Here is a 17,577-nt window from a genome sequence, read left to right on the forward strand (position 1 = left end):
TTATAAAATTAAATCAATTACATCTCTGATGGAATAAGTTTCATCGGCAAAAAGCACTGTAACTGGCGCTACAATTGTATAAAAACTTGTCATAATCAAAAAGTTAGATACAAAATAAACCATCTTAGGAAAGAATATTAATATTCCAACACCAACAAAAAATCTTTTTCTTGCTGTGGAAGCAGTTAAACTAAATTGACCTCTGATAGCAAGCAAGACGATTACTGCTAGAATGAAGGTTGCTGCATTTGCCATTGTCCTACTGTAAAATGTGTATATAAAGCTACCAAAGTTAGCAGTTGTAGCTATTAAAATTGCTGTTATTGCCAAGCCATATTCGACTTCTGTCAAAACAGACTTATCGAGCATTTTAAAAGCTATCAGAAAAAAAATGAAATAAATAGTACCATAAAACACCGATTCAGTTTTTCCATATTTAAGATACCAGACAGACTCAGACTTTTGTATTCTATCAAGTACCGGATCAAAGGCGACTCCTTTGTTTACCCTGTAGTAAGAATTTAGTTTTGTTCTTGTTAAATCAGACTGCGATGCTTGTTCAGAAATTGCGATTGTATTGACATTAGTGGCGAAGGAAACTAAATATATAAGGATGAAAAAGTACTTATTTACCGATTTTAGTAAAAATGCCAAGATTACAGGAATTACAACGATAAAGTACATAAAATGGAAAAATGTAGATAATAATGCAAGAGCTAAAAACTTCTTTTGTTTTGTTTGGTAAAAACTGAACACACCATTAAACAAAACCCACATTCCAGTCCAAGAACGGATACTTTGCATCGTATCGTAACTTCTGTGAATTGCGAATGTGATGATTAACAAGATAATTATTCCGCTCACTTTCTCCACTCCTTCAAGATTGACAACCTTTAATACAGCGCTGCCATAAAAATATCCGAAAACTAGCCCAACTATTAAAAAAAGCACTATCGGGCTTTGAAATAATCCTCCCGCGATGGAATAAATTGTTAGAATGTAGAAGTCTGTAGCACTATCATCTAAAGGTTTTAATAGGATAATCGAAATTAATTTTTGAAAAAAATCAGAGATAGTAATATCGTAGAATTCTTTTAAATTTTGAGCATGAGTTGCTCCATCCGATCCTTCTTTAAGATTTATCGTAAATCCATAGAGACCGCCGAAAAGAGTAAAAATTGCCAGTTTCCCTTTTCTGTTCAGGTTTTTTATGCCTACATAAAAACCTAGTAAGGGACTGATAAAAGTCAATAAATATAAAACACCACGATTTTGCCTCTCAATTGTATTCATCAAGACCTTTTTAAAATTAAGTATTTTAGGAGGTACTTGTAATTCTTCTTAACTAAACTCCAGCGAGTGTTTTTACTGGAAGTAACGTGATGATAGACTTCTTGATATTTGGAAGCTATTAAATCTGTCCCAAAGTAATTTTGAAATAATTCTAAAGTCTGTTGTTGAACTTGCATGTATAAAGTTCTATCAGCTAAAACTTCTTTCAAAAATGTCTCACTCTCGAAAACTAATTCTTGAGGTAAGATTGTACGCTCGGAAAAATTGAATTTAAGAAAATGCTGAAAGTTGTTTTTAGTGACTAAAATGGGTACACTAGCATTTGCAACAGGTGCTAGAGTCGGAATTCCTAAAGACGCAGCCTCCATAAAACTACGACCTGTTCCAATAGCGAAATCGGCTAGGTAGATGAAATCAGACGCTTTGTACGCCCGTTCATCAGTGATATAACTAATTTCTACACCTATTTGACTACCTTTTCTTTCTAAGGCTTCAAAACGCGCTTTATCCTGAACTTTACCCACTACAAAAAGATTAACTTTAAACGAGCTTTTTAAATCCGTCAGTAAATTAAAGGTATCCCCTAGAGTTTTTTCGTAAGCACCTCCAAGTCTAGAGATCCTTAAAAAATTAATTGAATTAGTTACTTTTTGTTCCTGTCTCTGATCTTCCTTTAGGACAGTAAGTTTTTGAACACGGTTCGGTATTAAAAAAATATTCTTTTGATTGTAACGACTATTGCTTGCAAACCAATCTAGATTTTCTACACTAAAAACAACGATTCCATCGGCATGCTGATAATCAGCACCAATTGGATTTCTACCACCGCATTTATTTAAGACGATAGGTAAATGAAATAACGCAGGTAATAAGAGCACTTTATTCAATGATTCGGTATCGAAACAGTGAACAACATCAGGCTTAAATGTAAGCGCAACTTTTTTTAATTCGCTATTAACTTTTGATATTCCTTTGAATCCTTTTGATGTTTGTATATGACTATGAAAATGCGAATTACTTGTAATAACTGGGCTTGCTTTACTTCCAATTGATATAACTTTAACCTCATTATCATTTGCCACTTGCTGGCTTATTTGATTTAATGAATGAAAGTGTCCGCCAACACCATTTCCACCATAATTGGAAATTAAAAATAGTATATTCATATTTTTATATAATTCGTTGTTCAATCTCCAAATCTACACCAAATCGCTCCAAAACCTTTGATTTAACGTGTTCTATTACTCCTAGTATATCCGCTCCAGTAGCATTTCCAACATTAACAATAAACCCCCCGTGTTTTTTAGAAACTTCTGCTCCTCCAATTCTAAAACCTTTCAGTTGCAATTCGTCGATCATCGGTCCGACGTAAAAACCGGGTGGACGTTTAAATACGCTACCCGCATTCGGAAACTCTTTTGGTTGTTTTGCCCAACGAGCCTCTTTTACAGAATCCATTTTATTTCGAATGCTATCATAATCAGATGGTTGTAATTTCAACCATGCTTTCAAGACAATTTTCCCTCCTTCTTTTTGGAAAATGCTATTTCGATATTGAAAATTAATTTCATCTTTGTGGATTACTTTCAACTCTAAAGTTTTCAAGTCTAGGTATAAAACTTTTACTAGAACATCTTTTATTTCTTCTCCGCTTGCTCCTGCATTCATCACTACAGCGCCACCAATCGAACTCGGGATATCGTAGAAAATTTCAACTCCAGATAGGCTATTTGCCAAGGCGAACTCACTCATTTGAATGGTGCTAACTCCAGCTTCACACATAATAGTGTTGTCCGCTTCCAATTCAATTTTTGAAAAATGCTCGTCTACAATAATAAATTCCTCTTCGTAATATGATTTTGACAAAATAATGTTGTAGCCTCCTCCTATGATGTGTCGTGTTTCGGATTGATTAGAAAATAAAGCTACAAAATCTTCGACATTCTCCGGGAAATACGCTGTTTTACAGAACGCTTTTATTCTATAACTATTAAACTCAGTGAGATCGTGATGAGGAACTACTATCATTACTTTTTACAATTTTAGTTTGTGTTGTTAGTGGAATTAATGATTCGAGCGGGGTTACCAATCTATGGGTACACTTTTGATTCAGCGCCTTTGCTTCCAAAAGTTACGTGTTGCCAAATCATTACATAGTCGCCTATTTCGGTATTTGTTCCAATTACAATTCCAATAGGATGTGGAAAACTTATATTCTTTCCAATTTTCGCGCTGTAAGCAATATCGCAGGAATACCTTCTGATTTGTCGTCTCTTTAAAAATAAAATTAGTAAGTTATAGATAAAATTTCGGCGTTGCGCCAAATAATTTCCCAACCGATAATTTAACAACAATCGAAAGGATTGATTAAAGATAACAACCAATAAAAATTTCGTAAAACCAGTTGCCCGGTAATGCTTCAAGTCGGATTGAATTATTGAAAATAAGTTCAAAGATGATTATTTTAAATTAGCAAGTTTTAACTCTAAATTTTCGTAACCTCTATAAATTTGCCAATCGTCTTCGATTGTTATTTGTTCGTCAGATGTCATTCCTGCAAGTAGTAATGCAATTCCAGCACGCAAATCTAAGGCTCTTACTACCCCTGCTTTTATCGGATTTCCACCATTAATCACTAACATATCTCCTTCTACTCGTGAAGAAACTCCAATTTTCGCTAATTCTTCTGCATAGGCATAGCGTCCGGGAAAGCGCAAATCAACAATTTTTGTCTCCCCTTGCGACATAGCTCCATAAACAGCAAACAAAGGTTGCATATCTGAATTGATTCCAGGGTAAGGACCTGTACTAATTTCAACAGGATACGGTGTTCCGCCCTTCACTATTAAGCTGGATTCACCTCGGTAAAATTTCATTCCGCTTTCGCGAAGATAAACAAGCGGCACTTCTAGGTGTTCATACGGAAAGTTCTCAATTTCAACTTCTCCGTTTGTTATAACGGAACCAATTGCCCATGTTAGTGCTTCCATATTATCTGGGATTACGGCATGACTTGTTCCTGAAAGTGTTTCAACGCCCTCGATTTCAATGCATTTCTGTCCAAAAACTTTAATTTTCGCTCCCATTTTTGATAGCATATCTATCAAGTCCATAATTTCTGGACGTATATGCGGATTAAACAATGTTGTTTTTCCCGATGCTAACGAGGCGGCAATTATAGTATTTTCAGTTGCTCCCGTACTCCTTAAGGGTAAGTGAATTTCATTTGCTTGTAAACGGCCCTTATTTGCCTTTGCACACAAATAATCGCCTTCTTCCCAGACCGTAGCTCCTAATTTTTCGAGTAGCATTACATGAAGGTCGTACTTACGTTCACCTAATTTACAACCGCCAGGCAGCGGCACCCGTCCTTCTCCATATCGTGCAGTTAATGCTCCTAAAATAAGTAGCGTATTTCTGATAGACCGCTCGTCCCAGATAAGTTGTGTTTTAATTTTCTCTTCACCAACACTAATCGTCGCCGTGTCGCTTTCTGTTTTTACAACCTTTCCTAGAGCAGTGAGCATTTTTAGGTGAATCTCAATATCTAGTAATCCATTTGGAAAATTTGTAAGATGAAGGGTGTCTTCAGTAAGTAGCGATGCCGCTAGCAAACGTAGTGAACTATTTTTCGCTCCACTTAATTTAACGTTGCCTCTTAGCCTTGTTTTTGATACAATTAATGTCATATTGTTAGATTATTTGACCTGCAATTAGTTGCAATTTAAACACATATTTTTTTAATCTGTTATAAATTAATACCGTAATATTAAAAATCTGATTAGGTTGCACTTCTTTTTCTAAAAAGAACTGCCTTTCCCTTATTTAATAATCCCAGAAGAAAATAGTATCCTTCGTTTCTTATCATTTTCAAATAAATAAAATTAATAATGGTGAATGCTATCGCAAAATACCAACCACTATAAGGCGGCTTCAGAAACTCAAAAGCTACAATACTTACTAGTAATAGTATACTTGGAGTAAAGAAACTCTTTAGTTGATCTAAAATGGAAATGTTTAGCTTGTTATAGATAAGCCACATATAAGCAAAAAAGACGATATACGTTGAAATAGTAAAGCTTACGGAGAAGTAAAAAATACCGTAAAAATACCCTATGAGAAGCGGGACGATTTTTAAAAATCTCTGAAAAACTCCCATTTTGAATTTCACTTTAGCAAAACCTTTCGCCAAGATTAACTTATCCATCAAAGCGACTTGCGGGCTTATAAGCGCTATAAAGATTAGTATTTTAAAAAACACAACACTTTGATACCACTTAACTCCCATTAAGCCTACAATAACTTCTTTTGATATAAAGTAAATACCTCCTACCAAAAAAAAATTCAGGCTGGATGCTAATTTAAAAACCCGTAAATATGTTGTATTAATTTTGTTTTCATCGTGCTGTAATGCGCTGAAAAGTGGAAACATTACTTTGCGTAAACTCTCTGTAGAATATGATTTAATTTGTGTAGAAAACGACTCCGCTCGCGTGTAAAAACCAAGTATCGTTGGAGAGAACATTTTACCGATAAATACAATTTCTATTCGATTGAATATTTGACGCATGAGGTCGTCAAAAAATACAAAACTTGAAAAACCGAGTAATCCCTTAACCTCATCGTTCGAATACTCAAGTTTAGGTTTCCACTTAGAAGAGAACCATAGTAGCAATGTAGACATACACACGGTCGTAATTTGCTGAAAAGCAAGACTATACACGCCAAAATCTAGATAAGCAGCGGTAACACCTACTGCACCACCGAGCATTGTAGCTAGAACATCTCTAATATTTAAACTTCTAAGATCTAATCTTTTCATTAAGATCGCGGAATGCACTTTCCCCAATGCGGCAATCGGTGGAATTACCGCTAATAAAAACAATAAGTTCGTAACTTTCTCTTGATCGTAAAAATCACCAATAAAGGGAGCGGCTAAAACAATTAGGCCGCTAAAAAACAGACTTATAAGAAGGTTTATATAAAATATAGAAGAATACGTAATGTCTTTAGTATCTTGCTTTTGAATTAATCCTTGCGTAAATCCAACATCTATAAATACTTGCGTTATAGATACAAAAACCATGGCCATCGCAATAGTACCGAATTCGGCTGGGGATAAAAGTCGTGCTAAGACAATTGAAATAAAGAACGTAACAAACTGACGTGTAAACGAGCCTCCCAAATCCCAGATGAGACCAACTTTCGACTTCTTATGCAAGTTCGTTTCCATCTACTGTAATTTTTGCATTTTTAAGACTTTAAGAATTTCGTCTTTCAATAATTGAGTACCATCATAACTTAGATGGTCATCATCGTAATACAAAATTTTTCTGCCGTTACTAACGAGTGCGCTATCGGATTTTCTATACGTTCGATAAATATCCACGACCACTACATTTTTATATTTTTCATTTATTCTAAAAATAGTAGCATTTGCTTTTAGAACCGCTTCAGAATCCAACAGAGGTAGATACCCCGGACCTAAACTTTTAGGTTTAAATTTTAAGTATGAAAGGTATTGCGCTGAATTTCTATCGCCAATAATGTCGATTACCGGCGGCTGGTTTAAAATAACAACTTTGATTCCAATCGTTTTGGTGTAATTTAATAGAGCATAAAAATCGCTCCACTTCTCGTCGTCCATGGAATCCCATCGACAGGAAATCACTAAAAAATCAGGTTTCCACAGTTTTAGTGATTGTAAAAAATTATTTGCATAAGCGGATCTTTGTTCGGCTGAAAAACCTTTATTGCCTTTTTGTTGACTTTCTCCTATCTTAAAAAAAGGCGGATTTCCAACAGCTGTGTAAAAACTTATGGAAACACCAAGTTCGTTTGCTATGTCGTGAAGTGTTTTTCCCCACATCGCGCCATGAGAATCGCCTAACACAATTATTTTCGGAGTCGAACTAGAATCTCCAAAGATGATTCCTCCCTTTTTATAGGCTTCTTTAAATTTATTATCTCGTTCGGGTGCGAACACCCCTAAACGTTTGGTCTTATTTTCGTCTGAAACAGGCGCAATTTTTGGCGTGATGTCGTACTGTAAACCATAAAAAACCACTTGATCAAAATCTGATTTATATTCCTTAACTACTCCGTAATTTAAAAAAGCGGCTATCGAAACGTTCGCAATCAAGAGTACTAGTACAAATTGTATTCCTTTTGCCGATGTTCTTGTTTTTGTTTCGATAAAATAGTAGGAAATTAAAGAGAAAAGGATGGTGAGAGCTAACGCAGAAATTATTGCAGTTTCCTCTGCAATTTGGAATTTCAAGTGCGATTTAAGTAAAACAATAATAGGCCAATGCCATAAGTAAAGAGAATAAGAGAGTTTTCCGATATAGACCATGGGAGTTGTGCTTAAAATACGCCCTAATCCGTGATCTGATTTAGCAAATAATATAATCAAAACTGTTCCTAAAACGGGAAAAAATGAAACTATACTTATTCCACCGGCTGTTGTTAAAAAGTAAGAGGACAAGATAAAGAGTAAGCCCGCTATTGCTAACAGGTTAGAAATAGCTGGTCGAATTTTTTCGGAATCAATTGAAACGGTTGCTAAAATACCCCCGAAAGCCAATTCCCAAGCTCTGCTCGGCAACATGTAAAAAGTTAAATCTGGATTAAAATAATATCCAAAAGTGTAGAGAACTAAACTAAAAAGTATGACAGCAGCAATACCTTTTCGAGTTGAAAAATTATACTTGTGAAGCAAAAACAAGAAAAGCGGGAAAACAATATAAAATTGTTCTTCCAAAGAAAGTGACCATGCATGTAAAAAGGAGGACGACTCTGCTTTATTTCCCCAATAATCACCTAAACTAAAGTACGCATGAAAGTTTGCGTAAGAGAAGATGGCTGATAAAGCGTCTTTCACTAGGTAAACTAGATCGCCTTTAAAAATGAGCAATGGAAAAACAAGGAGTACAACAAGAACTAAAAACAACAACGCCGGCATGATCCGTTTAACGCGACGTATCCAAAATTCCTTAAATGAAAAACTTCCTTTTTGAATATCCTTTAATAATAAAGAAGTGATTAGATATCCCGAAATAACAAAAAACACATCTACGCCATAAAAACCGCCCGCAATAGCTGAAAAGCCCAAGTGAAAAAAAATCACTGGAAGTACCGCGATTGTTCGTAATCCGTCAATTTCCGGTCTATAGCGAAGTGAACTCATTTAGATGTAATCTAATTTTGAATTTGGTAATACTGCTTGTACCAGTCAACAAAGTGCTTCACTCCTACTTTCACTGGAGTCGAAGGCTTATATTGATAATCTGTTTCTAAATCAGAAGAATCAGCCCATGTTTTCTCGACATCGCCAGGTTGCATCGGCAAGAAATTTTTCTCTGCTTCTATTCCCGTTATTTCTTCCAAAGCACTTATAAAGTCCATTAACTGAACTGGACTGCCGTTTCCAATATTATAAATTTTGTAGAGCTGATTATCCGACCGTTCTTTTATAAGTGTGGCAACTACTCCAGCGACAATATCGTCGATGTAAGTAAAATCTCTAGATAGCGCACCGTTGTTAAATACATTAATAGGGTTCCCTTTCAAAATTGCATCTGTAAATAGAAACATCGCCATATCTGGTCTTCCCCAAGGTCCATAAACCGTGAAGAATCGTAAGCCAATTGTTTCTATTTTAAATAAATGCGAGTAGGTATGTGCAATAAGCTCGTTAGCTTTTTTAGAAGCGGCATACAAACTTATGGGATGATCGACATTGTTCGTTGTCTTGAAAGGAACTTCGTCACTGTTACCGTAAACACTTGAACTACTGGCGTAAACCAACTTCCGAACGTTATGCTTCCTCATAGATTCGAGTAAATTAACGAACCCAACGATGTTGCTTTCTACGTAAACCTGCGGAGCTTCCAGGCTGTATCGCACCCCTGCCTGAGCTGCGAGATTACAAACAATATCGAATTCCAATTCGAAAACTTTATCCAAGGCGACGGCATCTTCCAAACCAATTTTTATAAATAGAAGTCTGTCCGAATAAATAGTACTATTTATCAACTGATTATCTAAAACATTTTCAATACCGAGTTGTTTCAATCGATCGTACTTCAAAGAAGTTTGGTAATAATCATTGATATTATCTAATCCAACTACCTGATGACCTAAGTCGAGTAATTGCTTACATAAATGAAAACCAATAAATCCAGCGGCACCAGTTACTAATATTCTCATTATTTACTTTTTACTTGTTCTAACCACAATCGATTCGACAAATACCAATCAATTGTTTTGCTAAGTCCTTCTTCAAAAGTTACCGAAGGTTTCCAACCCAACTCGGCATTTATTTTTGATGCATCTATTGCATATCGAAAATCGTGACCAGGTCGATCTGTAACGAACGTAATTAATTTCTCAGAAGTTCCTTCTGGATTTCCTAATTTTTGGTCGACTTGCTTACACAACAAACGAACAAGATCGATATTTTTCCATTCGTTAAACCCACCAATATTATAGGTTTCGGAAATTTTTCCCTTATGAAAGATGGTATCGATTGCAATAGCATGGTCGATTACGTACAACCAATCACGGGTGTAATTTCCGTCGCCATAAACGGGTAAACTTTTTTTGTCTAAGCAATTTTGAATGAAAAGCGGAATTAACTTTTCCGGAAATTGATTAGGCCCGTAATTATTAGAGCAATTTGATATTACATAAGGCATCTTATACGTTTCGCCGTAAGCTCGAACGAAGTGATCGGAACTAGCTTTTGAAGCCGAGTATGGTGAATTCGGATCATAGGCTGTTTCTTCTGTAAAAAATCCAGACTCGCCAAGAGTTCCATATACCTCGTCTGTACTGATGTGATAAAACAGCTTATTGGTAAAATCAGTACCCCAATGTTTTTTTGCTGTATGTAAGAGGTTTACGGTTCCAACAACATTCGTTGTAACAAATGCTAATGGATCGGTAATGGATCGGTCAACGTGAGATTCAGCTGCAAGATGAATTACGGAATCGAAGTTGTATTCCGAAAACAATTGTTCTAAAACCTCAGCATTTCGAATATCTGCAACCAGAAGTTTATAATTGGACATCTGTTCGATGTCTTCTAAATTCGCAGGATTCCCCGCGTAAGTTAGCGCGTCTAAATTATAAATATTGTAATGAGGATATTTTGTGACAAATAATCTTACTACATGCGAACCGATAAAGCCGCAACCTCCAGTAATGAGTATGTTTCTTTTATTAGCTTCCAATGGCAAAATATTTAAAGCCAAATTCAATCAATTCATGTTTCGACAAGATGTTTCGTCCATCAAATACAAAAGCGGGTTTAGTAACTTGCTTGTATATTGTTGCCCAATCGTATGTTTTAAACTCATCCCATTCTGTTAGAACGGCAATCGCGTGCGCAGCTTCAAAAAGATTGTCGGTGTTTTTGTACACATGTACGCGATTTGCTATCACATCGGCATCTAAATCAGTATATAACGTTAAATCTGATTTTATCTGCTTTTCAGATACTTGCGGGTCATAAATAGCTAATTCTGCCTGTTCTTGAAGCAATAAATTTGCAACATAAATTGCCGCTGACTCGCGCGTATCGTTTGTGTCTTTTTTGAATGCCCAACCTAGGAAAATAATTTTCTTTCCTGAGATGGTATTATAAAGTTCGCGAACAATTTTTTTAGCGAATCGGTTCTTTTGGTGATCATTCATCAAAATCACCTGCTCCCAATAATCGGCTACTTCTGCTAAACCGTATGAACGAGCGATGTAAACGAGATTGAGTATATCTTTTTGGAAACATGATCCACCAAAACCTACGGAAGCACTTAAAAACTTAGGACCAATTCTCGAATCCATCCCAATAGCACGTGCTACTTCCGAAACATTTGCACCTGTTTTTTCACATAGTTCAGAAATGGAGTTAATCGAAGAAACGCGCTGTGCTAAAAAAGCATTTGCTGTAAGTTTAGATAGCTCGGAGGACCATAAATTAGTAGTTAGAATTTTTTCTGCAGGAACCCACGACGCATATACATCAACGAGCGCTTGAATCGCAATCTTACCTTCCGGAGTTTGCTCACCACCTATTAAAACGCGATCAGGCTGTAATAAATCGGCTACAGCAGTTCCTTCGGCTAGAAACTCGGGATTTGATAGTACTTGAAATTGCACCCCGTTTCCAGTATTGTCTAGAATACTTTTTATAGCTTCTGCTGTTCTAACAGGAAGTGTCGATTTTTCGACAACAATTTTATTAGTAGTACTAACCGCAGCAATTTGACGTGCACAAAGTTCTATATATTTTAAATCAGCCGCTTGACCTTTACCAGATCCATAGGTTTTTGTTGGTGTATTTACTGAAATAAAAATCATTTCAGCTTTTGAAATCGCTTCTTCAACTTGCGTGGAAAAGAATAAATTTCGCCCGCGAGCTTCTTCTACAATTTTATCTAATCCAGGCTCATAAACGGGAAGTTTAGACAAGTCGGCATCATTCCAAGCATCGATTCGAGCCGCATTTAAATCTACGACCGTAACGTTTACCTCCGGGCACTTTGCCGCTATCACAGCCATCGTAGGACCTCCAACGTATCCTGCACCTATACAACAAATGTTCTTAATTTTCATATTTATAATCTTGCGTCTGCTTTAGTTCCGAGAATTCCCTTTACGTCGTAAATTACACCGTGTTCAGCTACTATATTTTTTAAGTCTAAATTTGTAAATTCTGCATGAGCAACTCCAAGTACAGCCGCATCGTAACGCGTTTCAGGAATTGATTTTTGGATCGTATACCCATATTCGTGTTTTACCTCATCACTATCTGCCCAAGGATCGTATATATCAAGCTGGATTCCGTAGTCTTCGAGTGCAGCTAAGACATCAACAATTCTGGTATTTCTTACATCTGGGCAATTTTCTTTGAAGGTTATACCAAGAATCAGAACTTTTGCTGTTTTAATCGTGATCCCTTTTTTAATCATAAGCTTCACTACCTGCGAGGCAACATATTCGCCCATGCTATCGTTTAAACGTCGGCCAGCTAGTATAATCTCCGGATGATAACCCACTTCCTGAGCTTTTTGTGCTAAATAATACGGATCTACTCCAATGCAATGTCCGCCAACTAAGCCGGGCTTAAAAGGAAGAAAGTTCCATTTTGTCCCTGCTGCTTCTAAGACATCGTGCGTGTTGATGCCCAACAAATTGAATATTTTAGCTAACTCATTAACGAATGCGATGTTAATATCTCGCTGCGAATTTTCTATTACTTTGGCCGCTTCGGCAACTTTAATGGTTGGGGCTAAATGCGTACCAGCTGTGATAACGCTTTTGTAAAGGTCATCAACAATCTTACCGATTTCGGGAGTCGAACCCGCGGTTACTTTTAGAATTTTTTCAACCGTATGTTCCTTGTCACCAGGATTTATACGCTCCGGACTGTATCCTGCAAAAAAATCGACATTAAACTTTAGTCCGCTGATTCGTTCTAAAACCGGAACGCATTCGTCTTCAGTAACCCCAGGATATACCGTGGATTCGTAAATTACGATATCGCCTCTTTTAAGAACTTTACCAACGGTTTCCGAAGACTTATATAGCGGAGTTAAATCTGGGCGGTTACTTTTATCAACAGGCGTTGGAACCGTGACTATGAAAACTGTACAGTCTTGAATATCAGCAAGATCTGCCGAACAATATAAACCGCTACCTGCATGACTCTTGGCAACCAGAACTTTTTTAAGTAATTCTTGCTCGACCTCTAATGTTTTATCTATACCCGAATTCAACTCCTCAACTCGAGATGTATTGATATCAAATCCAATTACGTTATATTTCGTGGCGAATAGTCTCGCTAAGGGTAAACCTACGTAGCCAAGACCAATTACTGCTAATTTCATACTATTTTAAGTTTTCCCAATACCAGTCTACAGCAATAGCCAAACCTTGTTGCAACGAATATTTGGGATTGTAATTTAATAATTGTTTTGCTTTATCGATGCTTGCGAGCGAATGAGGAATATCGCCAGCTCGATTTGGTCCATGAATAACTTCTACTTCGCCAATCTTTGAATCTTTCTTCGCAAGCTCATGCTTTAAATAATGCACCAGATCATTTAGCGTTGTTCTGTCGCCGAATGCTGTGTTATATACCGTATTTACAGCAGCAGGATTATTGGTTGTAATTGCAAGCTCATTCATTTGAACCACGTTATCCACGTAGGTGAAATCGCGGCTGAAATTTCCATCACCGTTTATAACAGGACTCTCGTGCTTCATAAACTGCATAACAAATTTTGGAATCACCGCTGCATAAGCTCCATTCGGGTCTTGCCGGCGACCAAAAACGTTGAAATAGCGCAAGCCCACGGTTTCAATTCCATATGTTCTGCTAAAAATATCGGCGTAAAGCTCATTAACGTACTTTGTTATCGCGTAAGGAGAAAGCGGTTTGCCGATCTTATCTTCGACTTTGGGAAGCGCCTCCGAATCACCGTAGGTCGATGAACTTGCGGCGTAAACAAATCGTTTAACTCCCGCATCGCGCGCAGCCACTAACATATTTACAAATCCGCCAACATTTACATCGTTGCTGGTAATCGGATCATTAATCGAACGTGGAACAGACCCTAATGCAGCCTGATGCAAGACGTAGTCGCAACCAGCAACTGCTTTCTTACAATCATCCAAACTGCGAATATCGCCTTCGATAAATTTAAAAAGGGGATTCTCTATAAATCCGTCAAGATTTTTTTTGTGCCCAGTTGCTAAGTTATCCAGGCAAACGACCGGATACCCTTTCGATAGAAAATACTCACATAAATTGGAGCCTATAAAACCAGCGCCACCCGTCACCAAAATTCTTGGTAGGTTAGTAGACATAGATTTCGGATTTTAATTTTTTTTCAGCGCAAATATAATCTATTAAAATTAAGAAGGTTTTAACTTATTTCTTGATTTTTGATTTTATTAGCTTTATGAGGTTCTGAATCCAAGCAAATACTCCTTCTGGTTTATCATCTTCATGGTAACCGCTCGAATAATTTCCATAACCATAACCATAGCCGTAATTGTAGCCGTAGCCATAGCCGTACTTGGCTTTGCTTTCAAATCCGTTTAAAACGATACTAACATTCGACAATTCTCCGCGTTTCTGACGGTTGTTAAGCAGTGTAATCATGTCTTTTTTCGTAAAATTCTGACGCACCACATACAGAGTAACATCGGCTAAAGGTGAAAGTTCTAATGCATCGGAAACCAAACCAACAGGCGGCGTATCCAACACAATATAGTCGTAGCGCGATTTCAACTCCATAAGCATCGTCGTCATCGCATCGCTCATGATTAATTCTGCCGGATTTGGCGGATTAGGACCCGAAGGAATGATATCTAAATGGGAAATTGCCGTTCTCTGAATAACTTCATCCAATGATTTCAAACCTACTAAATAGTCTACAGCACCAACGTCGTTCGAAACTTTAAAATCATTGAAAAGCTTCGGCTTACGTAAATCGAGACCTACGATAACCGTCTTTTTCTCGCTCAACGCGAAAACAGTGGCAATATTTATTGAACAAAACGTTTTTCCTTCCCCACTGATAGAAGAAGTAATCATTAATGTTTTTGCTCCGGCGAGATTCTGACGTTTGTACAAAAACTGTAACGATGATCGAATGGCGCGGAACGATTCTGAAAGGGCCGACTTTGGACGTTCGAAAACGCTCAAATTACTGTCTGTTTTCTTTTTACCGATTACGCCAATCAACGGAATCGTCGTTAATTTCGCTACATCGTCGGTGTTCTGAATAGAGTTGTTAACAAAGAATAATCCGAACACACCTAAAAGTGGAATTATAAATCCTAAAAACAAAGCAAGTATATAATTTACACTGGTTTTCGGACCAATTAAACCGCCTCCAACATCTTTGGCGTTGTCTATGAACCGAATGTCGGAAACGTTTGCCGCTTTAACAATATTGGCTTCGGTTCGTTTTTGTAAAAAGGTGGTGTATATTTCGTTTCCTAAATCAAATTTGCGCTGAATTTTTAGGTAATCTTGCTTGTCTTCTGGTATTTGCTTTAGTTCCGATTCGGCTGCATTTAACTTGGCGTTTACTAAATTTAGGTCGTAATTTAAGCCTGAACGCGCAGACAAAATATTTTCTAACAACACATTCTTTATGGCCGAAATTTCCACATCAAAATCGCTGTACATCTTCTCGCTTTTTACCGAAAACTGCATTTGTGCTCGTCGCGTGGACAAGGTTATCAGCTTTGAGACATTGACAACGATATTTGGATCTTCAATGCCCACTACCGACGGCGAAGGCAACTTCGAATAATCCACACTTTTTTTCAGGTACGACGATAAGTTGCTCAAGTAAGCAATCTTGCGCTGAATTTTATCTTTTTCGGAATCGAGTTCGGTAAGTTTTGTACTGATAGACTCTCCGCCTTGTTCCAACGCTGTTACGTTTTTATCGCGACTAAAACTCTTTAATTCATCGGTTGTTTTACGCAAAGATTCTTCCATCGCGCGCATCGTGCTATCAATGAAATTAATCGTATTCGTAGCGAATTGGTTTTTTGCAGCTAACTGTGTTTCTTTTAAAATTTGAACGGTAGTATTTAAGTAATCCACCATTCGTGCTTTATTGTGACCTTGTAAGCTCAATTTTAGGATCGAACCTCCCTTAGCGTCGGGCTCGGCCGAAATACCTTGATAACTAGCAACGACACCATCAAAATTCGAAAAACTCACAAAGTATTCTTTTCCAACTTGGTTCCCCGACATATCAGTGATATCAAGCGTCCAAGATAAAAATGGTAAAACAACTTTGCTTCCCACTTTATATCGGCGAACAAAGGTTCCTTGCGGAACTGAAACGTCGGTTCGCGATTTATTGCTATACAAATACGCCGCTGCTGTGGTATTTTCAAAGGGAATGGTAACTACATATGAATTCGCGTCAACAAACTTAATTTTGATTTCTTTGTCGGCTAATTGCGGCTTATCTTTATCAATATTAACTTTAAAAGGTGCGCTTCCATACACATCAATTTTGTTGTATTTACCCTGCTCGAGGTATTGCGTGTAAAACTCTAATTTATCGACAACAAGCTCATTATGCGAACGCGACTTTAGCAACGAAACGATGGTTTGCACCTGATCGCTAGTTCCTCCCCAATTAAAAACTAAACTGGTGTTGGCCGTAAAAAAGGGATTACTCTCTTCTTTCACAGAAATCGTAGTGTCAACCGCATAGATTTTCTCCTTTCGGATATTGACTTGGTAAGCCCACGTAAAAGCAATCGCCCAGCTTAGCAAAAACCACTTCCAATAGCTGAGCGTTTTAATAAGGAATCCCTTAAAATCGAAACTGATTTGCGATTCAGAGGAGTTAAAATCGGACTGATCTATCATATTAATTTCGCGCTAAAATAAATACCGTTGTTAACAATGTTAAGACAGTAAAAATCGATGTCAAGGATTCTATACCTGTTTTTCCCGTTCCCCAGGACTTCTGAGGTAGGGGCTTTACATAAATATAATCGTTTGGTTGTAGGTAAAAATACGGTGATTGCAGCGCGTTGATGTCGGTTAAATCAATGGTATGCAATTCCATACCTGTAGGATACTGACGCATGACAACCACACTCTTTCGATCGCCCGTGGTTAAAATGTCGCCAGCATTGGCAAGCGCTTCTAAAATATTTGCCTTTTCTTGAAAAAGAACCACCGTTCCGGGTGCTCCTACTTCGCCATTTACCGTAATGCGCAAACCAGCTAATTTCACAGTCACAAAAATGTTTGCTTGTTCTGTGAAGTATTTATCTAATAATTCTTGTTCAATTTTTAAGCGCGTTTCATCTAAAGTCAAACCAATAACGTTTACGTTTCCAACAATCGGAATTCGAATATTTCCCTGCTGATCAACCGGAAAACCATTAAAGTAAACGCCTTGTTCACTTTGCGTGGCAATGCCCGAACTACCATCGTTTTGTTGAAAAATAGCAACCAATTCTGGATTTACCGCCTTGATGTTAATCATCAATATGTCGTTGCTCTGCAGCCTATAAGCCTTGTCGTTAATTTGATTAACAGGATTTACAATCGAATTGTCGGTTTTCTGCAGATAAACCATATCCTTTACAGAAATACACGATTGCAAACACAACACCAAAACAAAAACAATGAAAATGCGCATGAATGAGTCTTTAGCGAACAAATATAAAAGGAATAAGACAGAACCCGTTGGGTGAAATTAAATTAATTGATTTTTGATGTTATTT

The 17,577-nt window shown here is 37.2% G+C and carries 14 protein-coding genes; all 14 read right to left on the reverse strand.

What is annotated here, in order from left to right; all coding sequences use genetic code 11:
* Entirely contained in the window at window positions 1-1,293 is a 1,293-nt protein-coding gene (locus CHX27_RS08265) for a hypothetical protein (protein WP_094486295.1), read from the reverse strand.
* On the reverse strand, window positions 1,293-2,459 hold the full coding sequence (locus CHX27_RS08270) for a glycosyltransferase family protein (protein WP_133063440.1): 1,167 nt from the start codon (window positions 2,457-2,459) through the stop codon (window positions 1,293-1,295). Before CHX27_RS08270 ends, CHX27_RS08265 begins: the two co-directional genes overlap by 1 nt.
* A 4-nt stretch (window positions 2,460-2,463) precedes the next feature.
* Complete coding sequence (gene murB / locus CHX27_RS08275; protein WP_094486297.1) at window positions 2,464-3,321, reverse strand: UDP-N-acetylmuramate dehydrogenase; 858 nt, start codon at window positions 3,319-3,321, stop codon at window positions 2,464-2,466.
* Between the two features lie 62 nt (window positions 3,322-3,383).
* Entirely contained in the window at window positions 3,384-3,746 is a 363-nt protein-coding gene (locus CHX27_RS08280) for a hypothetical protein (RefSeq protein ID WP_133063441.1), read from the reverse strand.
* A 6-nt stretch (window positions 3,747-3,752) separates the two neighbouring features.
* Window positions 3,753-4,982, reverse strand: a complete 1,230-nt coding sequence (locus CHX27_RS08285; RefSeq protein WP_094486299.1) for a UDP-N-acetylglucosamine 1-carboxyvinyltransferase — start codon at window positions 4,980-4,982, stop codon at window positions 3,753-3,755.
* Between the two features lie 92 nt (window positions 4,983-5,074).
* Window positions 5,075-6,526, reverse strand: coding sequence for a lipopolysaccharide biosynthesis protein (locus tag CHX27_RS08290; RefSeq protein WP_094486300.1), 1,452 nt, complete (start codon window positions 6,524-6,526; stop codon window positions 5,075-5,077).
* Window positions 6,527-8,482 carry an acyltransferase family protein gene (locus CHX27_RS08295; protein ID WP_094486301.1) on the reverse strand — a complete coding sequence of 652 codons (1,956 nt, stop codon included), beginning with the start codon at window positions 8,480-8,482 and terminating at the stop codon, window positions 6,527-6,529.
* Between the two features lie 11 nt (window positions 8,483-8,493).
* Window positions 8,494-9,504 carry an NAD-dependent epimerase/dehydratase family protein gene (locus tag CHX27_RS08300; RefSeq protein ID WP_094486302.1) on the reverse strand — a complete coding sequence of 337 codons (1,011 nt, stop codon included), beginning with the start codon at window positions 9,502-9,504 and terminating at the stop codon, window positions 8,494-8,496.
* The gene (gene rfbB, locus CHX27_RS08305; protein WP_094486308.1) at window positions 9,504-10,529 is read right to left on the reverse strand and encodes a dTDP-glucose 4,6-dehydratase; all 1,026 of its coding nucleotides are present in this window, start codon (window positions 10,527-10,529) and stop codon (window positions 9,504-9,506) included. The genes CHX27_RS08300 and rfbB overlap by 1 nt, the downstream gene beginning before the upstream one ends.
* The gene (locus tag CHX27_RS08310; protein WP_094486303.1) at window positions 10,519-11,910 is read right to left on the reverse strand and encodes a UDP-glucose 6-dehydrogenase; all 1,392 of its coding nucleotides are present in this window, start codon (window positions 11,908-11,910) and stop codon (window positions 10,519-10,521) included. Before CHX27_RS08310 ends, rfbB begins: the two co-directional genes overlap by 11 nt.
* Window positions 11,911-11,912: 2 nt before the next feature.
* Window positions 11,913-13,184 (reverse strand): nucleotide sugar dehydrogenase, encoded by a 1,272-nt coding sequence (locus CHX27_RS08315; RefSeq protein WP_094486304.1) that lies wholly within the window; start codon window positions 13,182-13,184, stop codon window positions 11,913-11,915.
* A 1-nt stretch (window position 13,185) separates the two neighbouring features.
* On the reverse strand, window positions 13,186-14,166 hold the full coding sequence (locus tag CHX27_RS08320; protein ID WP_094486305.1) for an SDR family oxidoreductase: 981 nt from the start codon (window positions 14,164-14,166) through the stop codon (window positions 13,186-13,188).
* Window positions 14,167-14,230: 64 nt separating this feature from the next.
* Window positions 14,231-16,708, reverse strand: a complete 2,478-nt coding sequence (locus tag CHX27_RS08325; RefSeq protein WP_094486306.1) for an exopolysaccharide transport family protein — start codon at window positions 16,706-16,708, stop codon at window positions 14,231-14,233.
* Window position 16,709: 1 nt separating this feature from the next.
* Entirely contained in the window at window positions 16,710-17,492 is a 783-nt protein-coding gene (locus tag CHX27_RS08330) for a polysaccharide biosynthesis/export family protein (protein ID WP_094486307.1), read from the reverse strand.
* Window positions 17,493-17,577 lie beyond the last annotated feature (85 nt).

This window comes from Flavobacterium aurantiibacter (assembly GCF_002251775.1).
Taxonomy (GTDB): Bacteria; Bacteroidota; Bacteroidia; order Flavobacteriales; family Flavobacteriaceae; genus Flavobacterium; species Flavobacterium aurantiibacter.

What these genes read in the sequence shown, in the direction of transcription:
- CHX27_RS08315 (WP_094486304.1), bottom strand. Translation starts at nt 13,184, where the DNA reads ATGAAATTAGCAGTAATTGGTCTTGGCTACGTAGGTTTACCCTTAGCG.
- CHX27_RS08295 (WP_094486301.1), bottom strand. Translation starts at nt 8,482, where the DNA reads ATGAGTTCACTTCGCTATAGACCGGAAATTGACGGATTACGAACAATC.
- murB (WP_094486297.1), bottom strand. Translation starts at nt 3,321, where the DNA reads ATGATAGTAGTTCCTCATCACGATCTCACTGAGTTTAATAGTTATAGA.
- CHX27_RS08300 (WP_094486302.1), bottom strand. Translation starts at nt 9,504, where the DNA reads ATGAGAATATTAGTAACTGGTGCCGCTGGATTTATTGGTTTTCATTTA.
- CHX27_RS08325 (WP_094486306.1), bottom strand. Translation starts at nt 16,708, where the DNA reads ATGATAGATCAGTCCGATTTTAACTCCTCTGAATCGCAAATCAGTTTC.
- CHX27_RS08290 (WP_094486300.1), bottom strand. Translation starts at nt 6,526, where the DNA reads ATGGAAACGAACTTGCATAAGAAGTCGAAAGTTGGTCTCATCTGGGAT.
- CHX27_RS08320 (WP_094486305.1), bottom strand. Translation starts at nt 14,166, where the DNA reads ATGTCTACTAACCTACCAAGAATTTTGGTGACGGGTGGCGCTGGTTTT.
- CHX27_RS08265 (WP_094486295.1), bottom strand. Translation starts at nt 1,293, where the DNA reads ATGAATACAATTGAGAGGCAAAATCGTGGTGTTTTATATTTATTGACT.
- CHX27_RS08270 (WP_133063440.1), bottom strand. Translation starts at nt 2,459, where the DNA reads ATGAATATACTATTTTTAATTTCCAATTATGGTGGAAATGGTGTTGGC.
- CHX27_RS08330 (WP_094486307.1), bottom strand. Translation starts at nt 17,492, where the DNA reads ATGCGCATTTTCATTGTTTTTGTTTTGGTGTTGTGTTTGCAATCGTGT.
- CHX27_RS08285 (WP_094486299.1), bottom strand. Translation starts at nt 4,982, where the DNA reads ATGACATTAATTGTATCAAAAACAAGGCTAAGAGGCAACGTTAAATTA.
- CHX27_RS08310 (WP_094486303.1), bottom strand. Translation starts at nt 11,910, where the DNA reads ATGAAAATTAAGAACATTTGTTGTATAGGTGCAGGATACGTTGGAGGT.